Here is a 15,360-nt window from a genome sequence, read left to right as displayed (position 1 = left end):
TCTATTGCTGCTTTACTCTAGGCGACTTGCTAGCTGACATACTCTGTTTGCCAGCAAACAGGGAACAGAATTTAAGCGCTATGGCGCTAGAGAAGCATTTTTTAGTTTGAAACCTGTTTTTGGGGAAAGAGTTCGCCTGCATCTGGCATCTCTCGCAACCACCCGTCAATCGTTTTTAACGCTTGATTTTCCGAGAGTCTGATACCTTTCTTCACGGCAAAACTTTCCACTGCCTGCCTTATCTCTCTACCTGCTTGACTTCGAGACTTCCAGCCTGCTCTCGATGGACGCATTTCACGAGCTAAGCGTCGTGCCTCCTCGACGATGGGCTCGTAACTCTCTCTGCGAGTTTCACCTCCTTTGGCTGCGGTGTTTTTCTTTGTCGCGATTATTGTTTTTTCACTGGCGGATTTAATGCCTACTCCTGCCATTGCAACACCACACCAGTAATTTGCTTCGGCCATCGCTGCCCAAGCATGATCCAATCTACTTGCACTTTGGTGTTGACGTGCCTCTGCACAGTAGGCAACAGAGATGATGATGGGCGCGGCTGCGTTGTTGACTTGTGTCCTAAACAGCTCTTCATATACGTCGTAGCCAGACACCCCTTGCTTTCCAACTAGTCCATGCCAAATCTCGTCACGGAAGTTCTCTAGGGATTTATTGGGATTCTGTTCCTCAAAACAAGAAAATAAATTTCTAAAAATCTTGCTACCTAAATCATTCAATGTCGGTGATGGTGTATTCATTTGACCTATGTTGAAAAGGGTTTTTTGTCCTCGGTAGCGATCTGATCATTGAATTTTTATATGTATTGAATAATAAGCTCGACCTACCTTCTCATTACGTTTGCTAGAGCCGCCGAGCTGAGAGCGTCGTCATGCTTTGTGATTCTCGCCAAATTGTCAAAGCAACGTAGCCAAACTGTATCAATGCTGGACTCAACACACCAAACATAGAAGGTTAGCGGCGTGACTTCCGAATTTAGTTGTGCTTTATCGTTATCTTCATCCATATACAGGTCGAGCAGTTTCTGTGCTGCCTGGAGCCTTGGATTAAGCTTATCTAAGATGGTGTTGTCGAGGCCTCGCGCCGTTGCTGGAATTTCTGTGCAACGTCCTTCAGGTGCAACACCGCTTACTAGAAGTGCTCCCATGGCTGGGGTCCAAGTCGCCATAGAGAGATATCTCTCTATGATGTCGTTGATCTGGGTCCCCTCTACGATCATCTGGCCTAAAGTTTTGTGTTGCTCTTGAGGCTCCGAAGTTCGTGAGGAAATCCGAGGGGATTGAGCTGTAACTGACTTTGGAGTTGTCACTACTTTTGGCCCTGCGGACGAGACAAATTCGCGAGACTTATTTGGATCAGCGCAACGCTCTAGCCAAGCATCCACTTCTGCCTGAGACCATCCAATTGCTTTGCCGCCCAAAGGAAAAGACTTTGGAAAAGTCGGATCAAATCGCTCTGAGCCCTCATTCATCCGGTCATAGATCACACTGCGCGACAGGCCGATATATGCGATCAAGTCTTTGAGACGCAGTATTTTGCTAGTCACCATTTTTCAAGGTCCTCGAAGTTCCAGCCTGTGATGGGTCATTGCCTGTGTATCTGGAGAGCGTATTTGCGAGTTCAGTAGTGATCTCCCAGCGCAACTCCGGCGGCTCGACAACTTCTACATGTCGTCCATGGCGCAGGATATCCATGATCAGTTCTCGGCTGTCAGTAAATGGTACTTCCAGAATCAAAGAGGCATCGCCTTGATGAGCGGTTTTCTGCAGAGGGTGCCAGAGTTCACGAGACACCCAGCGTGCCCGCTCCGGAGAAAACTTCAGTTTTGCCCATTTGACGTTCTCACCAGAAAATATCCCATAGCCTTTGCCAATGAAGTTATCTAGGTCTTTTTGAGGCAGTGTTTTTACAGTTTGGTCAACGAGTTGAGCCTGTTGGATGGCGTCCATGCTGAAGGAACGCATGGCGTTTTGTTTATGGCACCAGGCCGCGATGTACCAGTTACCTCGGTGATGAATAAGTAATTGCGGTGAGATCTCGCGTTCGCTGACCTCATCCCGGATACGCACGTAGTAATGGATACGAAGCCGCTTTTGACCGAGTAAGGCTGCTGCGACTGTTTCAAAGTGTTGGTCTGGCACAGAGCGCGCTGCCACATTCAGAAGCTTGACGCGGTTTTCGACGTCTTTAGCGGGATGGTTCCCAGTCTCGATAACTGCGCGCAATCGTGCTTTGAGTGGTTCGACATGGGGTCCTAAGAGCCCTGGTTGCATTTCTGAGAGGAGCGCCTGCATCATGAGAAGGGCATAGGCTTCCCCAGAGTTAAACCACAGACCTGGTAGAGACTGTTGTTCGGTTTTGCTCGAGCGACTGTAGCTGTAGCCTCCATCCAGTTTGCTCCATTGAATCGGCGCGTTGAGCCTGCTGCGCATGTATTCAATGTCTCGCTTGAAGGTAGCCAGAGACACTTCAAGCTCCTCTAAGAACCTGCCAATGGGAACCACGGCGTTCGCTTGGAGAAGGTTGTCAATCTTGTAGAAGCGTTCAGTGCGATCCATACCTGGTGAGAAATCAATTTATGTAGCTCATCTCTTGAGCTACTTGCACTGAAGAATAGCCCAATCGACAACCGAAAGGGAGTGTTTCATGGGCCATCAGGGAATTTCTTCATCGCAGGTGATTTGGACAGAACGCGGAGGGATCTGCCTCTCACAGCACGCACTTATCCGCGTGCAACAGAGGGGGGTAGACCGGGAGGTCTTGGATTGTCTTTTGGCGTATGGCCACCATGAGCCGGATCACAAGGGATGCCAGATCGTGACCTTTGATGGCAAGGCGTTCGAGAAGCTGGCGAAATTCGAGCCCAAGAAAATTGCCGCGAAAGCTTCAGCCGTCAAAAACCTCTATGCCATTGTCGATTCCAGCGGCGTTTTGGTGACGGCGGGGCATCGCTTCCGGCCAGTGAGGCGTGACCTACGTCCATCAGGTCGTCGAGCAGAGCAGGGCGGTCGCTCGACTCTGTTTGAGAAAGCACCAGAGCATCTTTCCTGAGTTTGCGCGATGTCGGTTCTGCTCTTAATCAATGCGTTGCGACGCCTCATTCAAAGAAAAGTACTACGGAGTCACCATGACTGAAACTCAATTCATGTGGTCAAGCAAAAACGGCCATGCTCTTCTCGGTTTGCCGGTGAAGTCATCTCAATCCCATGCTCACTATCTGTGTGAACGAAAAGAAAAGGCCACGCTAGTTGATACTGCGCTGAGGTGCTGTGTGACTGCACTATCTCCACTCAGGACCTCTTTCCGTAGTGGCGTGCAATGGGTGTGGCGATGGTGCTAACGGGTAGACTGAAAGCTGCTTGGAGAAGCAACCGGCCAGAGCTGAATTCAGCCCTATTCGGGTTGCTTTCTCACTTGGCTAGCGCTATGGCTTGAGTTCAGAGAACTTGGCAGCCATGGTGGGGTTGCCTTTGGTCAACTTTTTGATCGTTACGTCCTGCGCCTTGTCGTTGGCCAGGCGCAAGTTTCTATCGGTACCGATCAGTGCTTCCTTGGTTTTCTGCAGGTGGTCAATCGACTTATCGATCTCATCAATCGCAGTTTGAAACTTCCGGGAGGCTAAGTCGTAGTTCTTGGCAAAGGCATTTTTGAACGTTTCGAGTTCGTTTTCGAAGTTCGTAACGTCAATTGTTTGAGCCTTGACCAGGGCTAATTCGTTTTTGTACTTGAGAGAGTTCATTGCGGCATTACGCAGCAATGTGATGATGGGAATGAAGAACTGGGGGCGGATAACGTACATCTTGGGGTAGCGGTAAGAAACGTCGACGATGCCCGTGTTGTACAGCTCGCTCTCTGGCTCCAGTAGCGACACCAAGATGGCGTATTCACATCCTTTTTCTGTCCGATCTTTATCCAATTCCTTGAAGAAGTCTTCGTTCTTCTTTTTCGTGGCTGTCGTTTCGTTCTCATTCTTCATTTCGAACATGATGGAAACGATTTCTGTCTCGGTTTCGTCTTTATCCCTGAAGACGAAGTCTCCCTTGCTCCCTGAGCTAGCGTCGTTATCTTTCTCGAAATAGGCCCTGGGAAAGGCGGTAGACCGGATGCGATTGAACTCTGTTTCGCAATGCTGCTCCAGTGTCTCCCCCACCATCTTGGTAGAGAGACGTGCCTTCATATCCCGAAGACGCTCAATAGCCTCATCGCGGTCTTTAAGTTGTGTTTCGTACTTATCTTTGAGCGACTGCTCTGCCAGTTGCTTCTCAAGCACTGAACGGTCGACCACACTTTTCAGTTCATCACGCTCTTTTGCAATGGAGCCCACAGCGTCTTTGATGGCGATTTGCTGGGAAAGGGAGATCGTTTCTAACTTGGCCTTGAGCTCTTGAATTTCCGCATCCTTGGTTGCCGCGGCGCGTTGGAACTCTGCGAGGAGCTTGGCTTGGGCCAGTTCGCTAGCAGATTGCTGTTCGCGTTTGGCTTGCGCCAAAGCATTGGCTAGGTCATCACGCTCTTTTTGGATTGCATTGATTGCTTCATTCACTGCCAGTTTGCGCTCAACATTTTCCGCGTTGAGTTTTGCCTTTAGCTCTTGGATCTCTGAGTCTTTTTTTGCGGCTACCTGTTGCATCTCACTGGCAACACTGGCTTTGGTCAGCGCTATCGCGTTTTGTTTATCTCGCTCGGCCAAATCCATACGTTCGTGCAACTGGTGTTCAAAATCAGCGTCACGGACTTGTTTGAGGATGTCGGCATAGCCAGATTCATCAATCTTGAAAGCTTTGCCACAGTGTGGGCAGTGAATGTCATGCATCGTTGTTCAGCTTCGGAATAGGTGAGATGGGGGCTCGTTAGCAACGTGTGGGTGGGTCTTCGTCGTCGTGCAAATCATCATCACGTTGAAGTCGCCTGCACTTCCCAATCTCTTCGTCGTTCAGCGGGTTCGGTGTAATCGCTGGTGTGCCATACACCCCGTACTCACGTAGGTTGTGCTTTTCGAGTTGCTGATTGAAGAACTGAATAAAGAGGTGGTCCAGTCGGTTGGTGCCATCCACTACTGCGCTATTGGCATTCGACTTGTGGCCACGACCTGGAATCAGGTTGTGAAGAACTCCATCGCTCAACTGGATATTCGTTTTTTCACCATTGCCGAAGTACCAAAACTCAGTGCTCAGCAAGACATTGCATCCATGCAGCACATCATGTTCAAAATCGCCGGCCTCAATATGACCGGAGAACGAAGGCAAAGCACGCTCATATTGACTAGCTTTTGTCCAAATACAGTCCCCAGAGTCCGCCGCGTTCTTGGGTACTTTCTTAGTCAGTTGCTTGGCAGTTGAAGCTTCAATAGAGGAGTGGGCGCTTCGGCCGTTGCAAACTTCGATGTATTCAGCCCATGTCAACACATGGGTGACTCGCATGCAATACACCAAGCGACCACTATCTCCCGGCGCAAACCCTACTACGAGATCACCCACGTTCGCTACACGCCGAATTGCAGGTTTGCATAAAGCAAGAGTGCATACAGAGTGATCTGGATTGGGAGCGCTGCCTGAGTCATACATGACCTTGTAGGTGAATAGACGATTTCCGGCAGAGAGAGATGAGAGTGTTTTCATAGGTGTTGTTGCCTCGCTGTGACCAAAGTTGTTGTGAAGGAGTCGGGGAGATTCGCCGTCTAACCAAGAAAGAAAATTCACTGGATTACTGAACCACGGAGGAACGGCACTTCGTTGAATAAAGCCGTCATTCACACTGAGACCACCCCAAGCTTCCAAGAGCTTATGGGTGACGCGATAGGCGCCACTCCTGTAATCGCCGATTGGTATTGCTTTTTCAAAGCGTCCGGAACGTTCAGGGCATCCGAACACCACCAGGTCGTCGAGATTGCCAGTCAGGCGTCTGGAATGTGCGTTGATGTTCCACTGCGCTTCGGTCAATTCACTGACCTTGCACACCTTGTCGACAAAAAGGATGCCAAAGAGTGCATAGACGAGGTGCGGCTTGGCAGAGGGTGTGGGTATGCTTCGAAAGCTTGCAAAAAAAGCGATGAAGTCGCCCTTCTCGAGTTGAACCACGCGATTACCGCGACCGATGCCTTGATCACCGTAGGTAAGGCTCTCAAAGTCTGGATCTAAGTGGCAGTTAAGTCCTAGTAGATGCTCAGGGAAGACCAGATCACTTTGATTGCGCTGTGTCCAGGAATCAAAGAAGGGTCGAATGCCCTGGTAGGTCGTCTCCATGCCAGTGTGAAAACTATGTTTCGACTCTGGAATGGGTAGGTACAGGTAATCGAGCGTATTTGGATGAATGGGCGCGTTGAAATGCCCGAAGGTGGCATCGATACCTACCCTCATCAATAGTCCTTTTGCTGCCATGTGAAGCAGTCCTCCCTTTTATTTATGCGGTCTATTGTGGCCTAAGATTTCTGTGAGTCAGAACATGTCCACAGTGACATTCGCAAAAAGTTAGACAGTTCCTGTGTCTCGTAAACCGCATAGAGAAACCTGCGCAAATGTGTGAACCTCGTCTGTATCGCCTTATTCAATTGACGGAGTTCCTGAGTCATCAATGTCCCGGTAGGCGCCGCGATCAATACCAGGAGTCCTTGAGCGGTAGATGGATCAGTCTGAACTGAATGTAGGCAAGCAATGAGCGAGCTCTCCAAGTTTCCTTTGGGTGCCTCGACGACGACCATGGCATGGGTGTTTTCTTCGTCGATCTGTGAACGAAAAATCGAAGCGATGTCTTCCAGATCGATCCCAATGAGTGATGAGCCGTTGAGAACTTCTGCGATATCGCGAACCGCTGCAAAGCTTTTCTTTGGCTCTTTTGGTGCGGACAAAGTGATGGTTACAGCGTCCGGGTACATCTGGTGAGCTTGAGTTGCCGCATCAGGGGTGTCCGGATCTACGAAGGCGACAACTAAGTGTGGCCATTCCTGTCTCAGGGCGGCCTGGTTCTCAGAGTCCGTAGTGTTTCGTTCTACGCGGACAGCACTCATTCCGATTCCAGGAACCTGAAGGCTCTCCAGAGTCGGACAGCTGACTGGAGATAAAGACTGCCAAATGACTTGGATGTGTGTCTGACTGTCAGGAGGAAGGTTCATGGTTCGCTTGTATGAAATTTTGATGGGTGATGACCGACTCGATGAAACAGCGAGTCAAGCCAGAAGTCACGATTTTGCGAAGCCGTCGCGACAATATGTGTCGTATATGGAGGTCGAGCCTTTATGCAGGTGACATTCAACATCGCCAGTCAACTGGATCAGCGCGAGGCACACTTAGTGCGACACAAAATGTCGCCTATATCCGGACAATGAACTTCCATTATTTGGAGGTCGTTATATGGAAGTAGCAGCACAAGAAGCATCATCGGAAATCTCGTTCGAAGTTCTTCCTATAGTCCGCTTATGGATCTTGAGGATGGTGGTGCCAGTAGGTGGAACGGAGAAATGCGCCCGCATGGCTGCTTACCTCGATGAGGAAGCATCGGTGCTCTTAGATGCCTGTGGACTTACCGAGAAACTGCTTTGCACCAAGAATGTGTCTACGGTGAGGAGCGCAATCAAAAAGCTCTATCAGAACGCCGAAGAGTCGTTTGCAGGCGCAGGAGTGCCGGCCGAGTTGGCTACAAACGTGGAGCAACTGGCTCGTTTGATCGGCTTGAATCAGACCGACTGCAGGATCCTGGAGTTTGTCACTCTAGTCTTCAGCGATCCGCGATTGTTGGCAATTGCAGATGGTTTAGGTGGGCTCACGACCTTGCAAGTGAACAAGCTTCTGTCCTCTGTTTTGCGATTACCGATGGATGAGGTTCGCCAGTCTTTGTCAGCACAGAGCGTTTTGACGAAATCAGGACTCTTGGCGGTGGAACGAAAGGGCACGGAAACCTTCTGTTCCAAGATCAATCTGATTTCTAAGGACTTCGCAGACAACATGTTGTTTTCCGTCGCTGAGCCAGCAGATCTGATCCGCGAAACCGTAACGCCATTGGGTTCTGGGCATCTGCAAGCCACAGACTACGACCATGTGCAGCAAGCCTACTCTTTGCTTCATTCCTATTTGAATCATTCTCTGAGCGCAGAGAAGCGAGGAGTCAACGTGCTTGTCTACGGGGAGCCCGGCACAGGGAAAAGCCAATTGGCCAGATTGCTGTCTAAAGAGGTCAACGCTGAGCTCTTTGAAGTCGCGAGTCAAGATAGCGACGGTGATCCGGTTAGTGGAACCACGCGTTTACGCGCGTACCGTGTGGCTCAGAGCCTATTGGTGAACCGGAGAGCACTGATTCTCTTTGATGAGGTGGAAGACGTCTTCGAAGACCAGGATCAGGGCTTGCGGAAACGAAGCACTACGCAGTCACGCAAAGCGTGGATGAACCGGACCTTAGAAGACAACATGCTTCCCACTTTTTGGGTGTCCAACTCAGTGAGCGGTTTGGATCCGGCATTCATCCGTCGTTTTGACATGGTGATCGCGTTGCCGATTCCACCGCGAAAGAAAAGACTTCAGATCATCCAAAGTGCATGTTCAGACTTGATGAGTCCCCCCGCGTTGGAATGCATTGCTGACTCTGCAGATCTGGCACCAGCCGTAGTGGCGAGAGCCGCATCGGTGGTGCGATCGATCCAAGATGCCGTAGCTGTAGCAGAGATACCTAAAGCCATAGAGCTTCTCCTTAACAACACACTTGCGGCGCAAGGACATCCGAAGATAAAACGGTCGTCGTCATTGCCCGACGAAGTCTATGACCCCGGTCTCATTCAAACCGATGTCGACCTGACGCAATTGACTGCTGGTATGTCCGGAGCATCTGCGCGACTTTGTTTTTACGGACCGCCTGGCACGGGGAAGACAGCGTTTGGTCAATGGGTAGCGCGTCAATTGGATGCTCCATTGCTCATAAAACGTGCGTCCGATCTGATGTCGAAGTGGGTGGGTGGGAGTGAACGAAACATCGCCGATGCATTCGAGCAGGCTGCAACAGACGGAGCGGTTCTCATGATCGATGAAGTCGATAGCTTTTTGATGGATCGACGTGATGCATCGCGTAGTTGGGAGGTCTCCCTGGTCAATGAAATGCTGACCCAAATGGAGTCCTACGAGGGTGTCTTTATCGCGTCAACCAATCTCATGGAAGGTCTTGATCAGGCGGCATTGCGGCGCTTTGATCTTAAAGTGAAGTTTGACTACCTGACGACCCAACAGGCGTTCTGCCTGTTGGGTCGTCACTGTACAAATCTTTCTTTGGGAGAACCTACGGATACCTGCAAGTCAGAACTCAGCAAACTCAGTCAACTTGCCCTAGGTGACTTTGCAGCGGTTGCCCGTCGGCATCGGTTTAAACCCCTGTCCAGTCCGCTTGACTTCGTCACTGCATTAGAGGTGGAAGTCCGACTTAAGCAGCATGCTGTGCGTCCAATGGGCTTTGTCCATTGACAACAGTTTCTTCTTGAATAGTCAGACTCAGTTGGTCGACACAGGGTCAGTGCAACGGGGGATTGCGTCTTGAACCGTGACCGAGTCCAGCGCGCAATACTGGGTTGAATGATGGATTTATGGTCCGTCATAATGAACCTGTCACATGTCATGCGCTTCGAGTTTTTATGCCAAGAAAACCGGATAACCTGGAAACAGTTCACATCAGTTTGGAGCTGCTGAAACGCATCCCCAGGCAGCGGAAAGTGTCTGCGCCCGAACTTCATGCCCAATTGATTGAAGCTGGATATGCGCGTGATCTCAGGACGGTTCAGCGTCAATTGGAGTCTCTGTGCAAGCACTTTGACATCGAGTGCGACGACTCTTCCCGCCCATATGGTTATCGATGGAAAGAGTCTGCAGTGGGGTTGTCTCTCCCAGGTTTGACAGAGCAAGAATCCTTGCTTCTGTGCTTGGCGGAAGAGCAACTCCGCCACCAGCTCCCAGCCTCTCTCATGAAGTCTTTCAAAGGTTTTTTCGAGCAAGCACGACGAAACCTGTCCCCAGTTGCCATCGATGCTCCGGTGACTCGGGCACGGGAATGGCTAGGAAAAGTACGTTCAGTGAGCCCTACTTTGCCGATGCTGCCACCTAAAGTCGCAGCCGGTGTTTTTGAAAATGTGAGTCAAGCGCTCTACAACAATTGCTGGCTAGAGGTGTCTTATTCCAATGTGGGCGGCAAACGAACCCAGGCCAAGGTCATGCCGCTAGGGTTGGCACATCAAGGTGTGCGACTTTTTCTGGCTTGCCGTTTCGACGGCTACTCGGACACTCGCAGTCTGGCCCTGCATCGCCTTCAGAGTGCAACCTGCACCAATTTGCACTTTACCCGTCCCAATGACTTCGACCTCAAGGCCTATGACGACAACGGTAGATTTTCGTACGGGCAGGGAGTTCAACTGAGGGTCCACCTATGGGTCAATGACTATCAGGCAATGCTGCTCTCGGAAACTCCACTATCGACGGATCAGCAATTGAATCCTTCTTCTGGCGAGGAAGGGGGACACGATTTGATAGCAACGCTAGCGGACTCGATGCTGCTGGTTTGGTGGATCCGCAGCCAAGGCCGTTCTATCAAGGTCGTGGCTCCTAGGGAACTGGCGGATGCCGTGCGGGGGTGAATTCATGAAAGATTTTTTGCCTTGCTGTCTCATTGCGAAGCAAATGAGTAAGGACAGACTGAGCACTTGGAGTTCGGTATGAGGGGGCCATCTAATGGTTTGATGACTCTCAAGAATCTGGACGACTTCCACGTCTGGCCCATCAAGCATAGGCATTGGACATTTGAAATCGTGGAGGACGAGGCTCACGACGTATGGATCAGCACACGGGATCTGCGCTCTTTCTACGCTCGCCTACCTAAGGATGACGTCCTGAAGGCAAGTTATCAGCGCACATCCCTCTTCGCCAAGGATGTCAAAACGCTCTACCTCTCCGAACGCACCATGCGCATGGAGTTGGCCAAGAGTAAGGCTTATTCCGAACATACCGACGTACTCAAATTCTTAGACTGGTTTGATAGAAACGTCAGCCAGGTTGCTGCCAAGAAGCGCGGAAACAAGAAGCTTGACCTTAGCAATGCACAAAGGGATGACGGTGCCAAACAGCTCCATGTGGGACCTATTCCTGCTGCGCTCGCACCCAGCCACCTCGACGCGTCCACCATGCCTATGGAGTCTGGAGAGCGTTGGCGTCAGGAGCAGGACCCGAATGCCCCCAGGAAGGTTTTCCATCCAGAAGCACTTCATGTAAGAACATCGTGGGGTGATTGGAGCAAAGAGAACTTCTCGCGGGCTTGGGTCTATCTGACCTCGTTTTTCAGAGGCGAGAGAAACCTGTTTTTGACCTTTGGCTTTTGTCTCCTGGTGGCCATCGTGCCCGGACGGATAGAAGCCGTCTTACTCCCAGAGTCGTTGGACTGGACTCGCTCCTATGTCCGGGTGCTCTGGTCATTGGCGGCCATGATGCCCATTGCGCTTATTGCTGCGATTGGGATTGCTATTGCGCTCACCCGCAGCGCGCGTGCAAGTTTCAAGAAGCCTGGGGGACTGCTGTGGGGTGGAACGTTTTACGCCCTCACTATCGGTTTGGCCCCCATCACGTTTACCAATTTCTGGGATCAATCGGTCATGGAAAACTGGTGGGGCATGGTCACCGGTACTTTGAAGCCTGCGGAGGTCTATGCGGACCCTCATTTGGGAAGGGTCGTTGTACGCGGGGAGTTCACGCTAGGGAGTGCAGACGCCTTGCAGTACGTGCTAGACCGCAATCCCAAGCTCACCTTGATAGAAATCGAGAGTCCGGGTGGCATCGTCATTGAGGGCCTGCGCATGGCTCAAATGATCGTGGACCGGAAGATGGATACCGTATCCATGGAAGGTTGCTATAGCGCATGCACCCTATTGCTTGCCGGAGGAGTGGATCGCTACCTTGGCCCAGAGGTGGAAGTCGGATTCCACCGGTCAGGCACGCGATACGGACCGGTTTCAAGAGGTTGGACAGCAACTGACTACAAGATGGCTGAGTTCTGGCAGAGCAGGGGAGTCTCGACCTCATTTATCCAAAAGGCATTGAAGCCTTCCATTCGAGAGCTTTGGACGCCGATCCATGGGGAAATGTATGGAGCTGGCTATGCCACTCTAAAGTGGTCAGAGCGCAAAACAGGCTACTGAATAGACAAAGAACAAGCGATTGAGGGAGTGAAATGAATACAAACAGTATGGGCTTCGACGTTATCGGTGACATCCACGGACAATCAGAGAAGCTCTTCGCGCTACTCAAGCGGATGGGATACACCCCACGGGGCAAGACGTGGAGTCCACCTCAAGGACGTAAAGCCGTCTTCCTCGGCGACCTGATTGACCGTGGCCCTGGACAACGGGAGGTTTTGAGCGCAGTCCGCAGCATGGTGGACGACGGTAATGCTCTGTGCATCATGGGTAACCACGAGTTCAACGCTATTGGCTATGTGACTCCTGTGAAGGAGGGCGCAGACACTTTCCTGCGGAAACACTCCAAAACCAATATGGACCAGCACAAGGAGTTCCTAGCTCAGATCGGTGAAGGCTCTGATCTGCACCAAGACACCGTGAATTGGTTTCGAACGCTCCCACCATTTCTGGATTTAGGCGGAATTCGGGTGGTTCACGCTTGGTGGAATCAAGCCTATGTAGATCTCATCAGTGCTGAACGACTGAGCAATGCGAAGTTTGAGGGCGCCTGGCTGCATCGAGCATTTGACAAGTCATTGCCTGAAGGACGTGCTATGGAAGGATTGACCAAAGGGCTAGAGATTCCACTTCCGGATCCCCACTACTTTGAAGACCATGCGGGAGTGCGTCGCAAGGAAGTTCGCACTAAATGGTGGATGACAGACGCTAAGCATTACCGTGAAGTAGCCATCGTCCAGGAGGACCAGCGTCACCGAGTGCCAGATATTCCGCTGACGCCGGATTTCCAGCCTGAGCACATCACTGGGAGCCCTATCTTTGTTGGGCACTACTGGATGACGGGCACTCCTGCACTGCAAACACAAAAGGTTGCCTGCTTAGATTACTCCGCGGCCAAGAGCGGGCCACTTGTCGGTTATCGATGGAATGGTGAAACTGAGTTGACACCGGATGGGTACGTGTTGAGCCATCCCTGATCCGCAATCCATTCAACCGACGAGTCGAGGTGGCAGAGCATGTCGATGAACAAAGAACTCTCGATCAAAGATCTGGCTAGAGCCGCGGACATCATTGCAGGTGCAGACGCACTGATCATCGGGGCAGGTGCTGGAATGGGTGTGGATTCAGGATTGCCGGATTTCCGGGGAAATGAAGGGTTTTGGAAGGCCTACCCAGCGCTGGCCCATGCTCAGATGTCATTTGTAGAGGTCGCTAACCCACGAAACTTTCTGACAGACCCTGAGCTGGCTTGGGGCTTCTATGGCCACCGGCTAAATTTGTACCGGGAGACTGCTCCTCATGAGGGATTCGCTCTTTTGAAAGAGTGGGCCGACTCCAAACCCTTAGGGGCCTGGATTTTTACGAGCAACGTAGATGGCCAGTTCCAGAAGGCAGGATTCTCCATGGACCAGATCCATGAGGTCCATGGTTCTATCCATCATTTGCAATGCATAGAGGATTGCAAAGGTGGAGTGTGGAGCGCTGATGCGTTCTTTCCTGAGATCGATACAAACGCCTGTCGGATCGTGAGTGAGATCCCGCGCTGTCCGCATTGCGGAGCGATCGCTCGGCCGAATATCCTGATGTTTGGGGATTGGAGCTGGAATTCACAGCGCAGTGACGGACAAAGAGTCAGCCAGAGTGCCTGGCTTCAGAGTGTTGACGACGCGTTGGCCTCCGTGGCAATTGTTGAGATCGGTGCCGGCATTGCAATTCCTTCAGTTAGGCACTTCAGTCATCAACAGATTCGAGAGCGTGGAGCTAAGTTAGTTCGGATCAATCCTAGAGAGCCCAGTGTTCCGAGTAGTCGAGATGTTGGCTTTGCTTGGGGAGCGACATCAGTACTTCTCCAAATGAAGGCCATGATCTAACTGAAACCGCTTTACACCCGCCTGCCTCCCTATCGTTGTTTATGGATTGAAGAGTTGCCACCCCTATCGCACGTCAACGGGTAGTCGATGAAACTGGAGCGAAGCTTGTGAAAATACTTCGAATCACTGCAGTACTGGACGAGACTGGTCATCGCAGCCAGACCTCCATATACCAACTGGTGAAGGACGGCTTGTTTCCACGGCCAGTCCGTATAGGTCGGCGGGCAGTAGGGTGGCCGCTGGGTGAAGTGCACACCATCAATGCGGCGCGTGTTGCAGCTTTTTCTGATGAGCAACTGCGAGAGCTAGTAAATCAATTACACAGCCGACGATCAAGCTTTCTGGTGCCTCCTGCAATTTGAACGGTTGGACTCATACCGACCGGTCAGGTCGTCACCCCCACGCTAAAGTCCGTTCGACGTGATTTATGAAGTAATCTCCAACGCGCCTGTGTTCCGAACAATTGCACTCGTGAAGTCAATTTCAATCGTCGAGTTTTCTCGACCAAAAGGCTTATGTCCCGCCTCAGGCTATTAGCAAGTAACGCAAAAGGTAGTAATGATTTTTGATCCTAAATCCGGGGCGCTGTTCGCCGATGATGGAAAGTTCTTGAAGACAGTTCGCTGCCCTCTGGCCATCAAGTCTGAGCAGTTGAGCCTGCTTACACCGGGTGGACCTGATAGGTTTTGTCACTCGTGTAAAAAGACCATTCGAAACATTGATGAATGGACTGATGAGCAAGCTCAAGCTGCGGTAGAACTGGACAGAGAACTATGTGTTTTTGCCACCTCGAAGGCTAAGAACATTGTCTTCCTAGGGTCTACCGGCACGAATTATTCCTATGAACGGATGTTCCTAGACGAAGATCAACAATTTATACGAATCCAAACCATGCGCAGCTTGGAGGCAATGGCAGACGCGGAGGAAAGAGGTTTTGAGCTCATTTTTGGCGACACCGGCATAGACAATGATTTTGGCGAGGCCAAATACATTCTCTATCGCAATCGCTCCACTGGGAAGTTGTATTGGACTGGGGACTATCGTGAGATGGTCACGACATCGGACGCGTTAGACAAAGACTCCTCTGCCAAATTCGAACTGATTCAGTCTTGGTTCTGGGTTCGCTCTGACAAGCCCTTTCCCTTGGCTGCTTACGCCGTTCCGAAAGAACTACCCGTTGGCACCCGAGTGTTCTTAGATGATCTTATTGAGGATGTTTTGGAGCAAACTAGGAACCAGGGGTGCGAGAAGCGAGTGAATGCCTGGCCTGCAACCTGGAACGGCAAAACCTTTGACGTAGATCCGCCATACAAATCAGATTTGGTGGGGTGAATA

Annotated in this window: 14 protein-coding genes; 8 read left to right on the top strand and 6 right to left on the bottom strand. The window is 51.1% G+C overall.

The window, feature by feature from the left end; genetic code table 11:
• Nucleotides 1-101: 101 nt before the first annotated feature.
• The 3 genes from AEP_RS03390 to AEP_RS03380 all read right to left on the bottom strand — a co-directional run bounded on the left by AEP_RS03390 (nt 102) and on the right by AEP_RS03380 (nt 2,567).
• Nucleotides 102-749 (bottom strand): hypothetical protein, encoded by a 648-nt coding sequence (locus AEP_RS03390; protein ID WP_157673032.1) that lies wholly within the window; start codon nt 747-749, stop codon nt 102-104.
• Between the two features lie 83 nt (nt 750-832).
• Nucleotides 833-1,558 carry a helix-turn-helix transcriptional regulator gene (locus AEP_RS03385; RefSeq protein WP_087494090.1) on the bottom strand — a complete coding sequence of 242 codons (726 nt, stop codon included), beginning with the start codon at nt 1,556-1,558 and terminating at the stop codon, nt 833-835.
• Complete coding sequence (locus AEP_RS03380; RefSeq protein ID WP_087494089.1) at nt 1,548-2,567, bottom strand: helix-turn-helix transcriptional regulator; 1,020 nt, start codon at nt 2,565-2,567, stop codon at nt 1,548-1,550. The genes AEP_RS03385 and AEP_RS03380 overlap by 11 nt, the downstream gene beginning before the upstream one ends.
• Nucleotides 2,568-2,655: 88 nt before the next feature.
• On the opposite strand from AEP_RS03380, the gene AEP_RS03375 reads away from it, so the two are divergent.
• Nucleotides 2,656-3,060 carry a hypothetical protein gene (locus AEP_RS03375; RefSeq protein ID WP_087494088.1) on the top strand — a complete coding sequence of 135 codons (405 nt, stop codon included), beginning with the start codon at nt 2,656-2,658 and terminating at the stop codon, nt 3,058-3,060.
• Nucleotides 3,061-3,433: 373 nt separating this feature from the next.
• Here the strand turns inward: AEP_RS03375 and AEP_RS03370 are convergent, their stop codons facing one another.
• The 3 genes from AEP_RS03370 to AEP_RS03355 are packed head-to-tail and all read right to left on the bottom strand — an operon-like array spanning nt 3,434 to nt 7,012.
• Nucleotides 3,434-4,822: a DUF2130 domain-containing protein gene (locus AEP_RS03370; protein WP_087494087.1), complete on the bottom strand. Its 1,389-nt coding sequence runs from the start codon at nt 4,820-4,822 to the stop codon at nt 3,434-3,436.
• A gap of 37 nt (nt 4,823-4,859) precedes the next feature.
• Nucleotides 4,860-6,386 (bottom strand): hypothetical protein, encoded by a 1,527-nt coding sequence (locus tag AEP_RS20590; protein WP_157673031.1) that lies wholly within the window; start codon nt 6,384-6,386, stop codon nt 4,860-4,862.
• 41 nt (nt 6,387-6,427) lie between these two features.
• A complete protein-coding gene (locus AEP_RS03355) occupies nt 6,428-7,012 on the bottom strand; it encodes a hypothetical protein (protein ID WP_087494084.1) in 585 nt (194 codons plus the stop codon).
• A 460-nt stretch (nt 7,013-7,472) separates the two neighbouring features.
• Here AEP_RS03355 and AEP_RS03350 point away from each other — a divergent pair, with 460 nt between their 5' ends.
• The 7 genes from AEP_RS03350 (at nt 7,473) to AEP_RS03320 (ending at nt 15,357) form a co-directional block, all read left to right on the top strand.
• Nucleotides 7,473-9,446 carry an AAA family ATPase gene (locus tag AEP_RS03350; RefSeq protein WP_198301893.1) on the top strand — a complete coding sequence of 658 codons (1,974 nt, stop codon included), beginning with the start codon at nt 7,473-7,475 and terminating at the stop codon, nt 9,444-9,446.
• 119 nt (nt 9,447-9,565) lie between these two features.
• Nucleotides 9,566-10,606: a helix-turn-helix transcriptional regulator gene (locus AEP_RS03345; RefSeq protein ID WP_232459915.1), complete on the top strand. Its 1,041-nt coding sequence runs from the start codon at nt 9,566-9,568 to the stop codon at nt 10,604-10,606.
• Nucleotides 10,607-10,708: 102 nt separating this feature from the next.
• Nucleotides 10,709-12,157: a hypothetical protein gene (locus tag AEP_RS03340; RefSeq protein WP_087494081.1), complete on the top strand. Its 1,449-nt coding sequence runs from the start codon at nt 10,709-10,711 to the stop codon at nt 12,155-12,157.
• A gap of 32 nt (nt 12,158-12,189) precedes the next feature.
• Nucleotides 12,190-13,131, top strand: coding sequence for a metallophosphoesterase (locus AEP_RS03335; protein ID WP_087494080.1), 942 nt, complete (start codon nt 12,190-12,192; stop codon nt 13,129-13,131).
• 45 nt (nt 13,132-13,176) lie between these two features.
• Entirely contained in the window at nt 13,177-14,025 is an 849-nt protein-coding gene (locus tag AEP_RS03330; protein ID WP_087497162.1) for a Sir2 family NAD-dependent protein deacetylase, read from the top strand.
• 107 nt (nt 14,026-14,132) lie between these two features.
• Nucleotides 14,133-14,387, top strand: a complete 255-nt coding sequence (locus AEP_RS21335) for an AlpA family phage regulatory protein (RefSeq protein ID WP_087494079.1) — start codon at nt 14,133-14,135, stop codon at nt 14,385-14,387.
• A 196-nt stretch (nt 14,388-14,583) separates the two neighbouring features.
• A complete protein-coding gene (locus tag AEP_RS03320) occupies nt 14,584-15,357 on the top strand; it encodes a hypothetical protein (protein WP_087494078.1) in 774 nt (257 codons plus the stop codon).
• The last annotated feature ends 3 nt before the right edge of the window (nt 15,358-15,360 follow it).

Source organism: Curvibacter sp. AEP1-3 (assembly GCF_002163715.1).
GTDB lineage: Bacteria > Pseudomonadota > Gammaproteobacteria > Burkholderiales > Burkholderiaceae_C > Allorhodoferax.
This window is presented reverse-complemented; position numbering and strand designations above follow the sequence as displayed.